Below are 667 nucleotides of genomic sequence, written 5' to 3'. Positions count from 1 at the left end.
GCATAGACAGGAACAGCGCGACAATGGGAACCGCGATGATAAGGCATAGACGGCATTTGGCTCATGCCGATTATGCGCTCTCCGAGTTATCACAAATATGACGTTATTGATTATTTAAAAATTGATCCCGCTTACGGAACAATGGAAGACTTTGATAATCTTATTGACGAATGTAACGAGCGCGGCATTAAATTAATTATCGATCTTGTCCTTAATCACACGTCCACGATGCACGCATGGTTTACTAACGCAAAAAACGCCATAAAAGAAGGAAATCCTAACGATACCTATGCGAAGTATTATACAAAAGAGACAAGCAGGATTACGGGACGCACATGGTATGAATTTGAAAAAACTCCCGATGGAACCCAATACTACTACGAAGGAAATTTCAGCCCCAGTATGCCGGAACTTGACATGGACAACCCTAAAGTGCGCGAAGAAATAATCGACATTGTTAAATTCTGGCTTGACAAAGGGGTAGGAGGCTTCAGGCTTGACGCGGTTAAGTTTTATTATTATGGTGAAGATCAAAAAAATATCGATTTTTTAAAATGGCTGAATGACGAATGTAAAAAAATAAAAGACGACGTTTATATAGTGGCTGAAAACTGGTCGGGGACAACCGCGATACAGAATTATCATGAAGCGGTTAATTGTTTTGATT

At 40.0% G+C, this 667-nt stretch carries 1 protein-coding gene; it reads left to right on the top strand.

Annotated features, from left to right (window positions below; all coding sequences use genetic code 11):
• Positions 1-63: 63 nt before the first annotated feature.
• Positions 64-667: alpha-amylase family glycosyl hydrolase (locus ACYVRH_RS13975; RefSeq protein ID WP_461257490.1), on the top strand; the 604-nt coding region annotated here is incomplete at its 3' end.

The sequence above is a fragment of the Treponema sp. R80B11-R83G3 genome (genome assembly GCF_054786115.1).
This window is presented reverse-complemented; position numbering and strand designations above follow the sequence as displayed.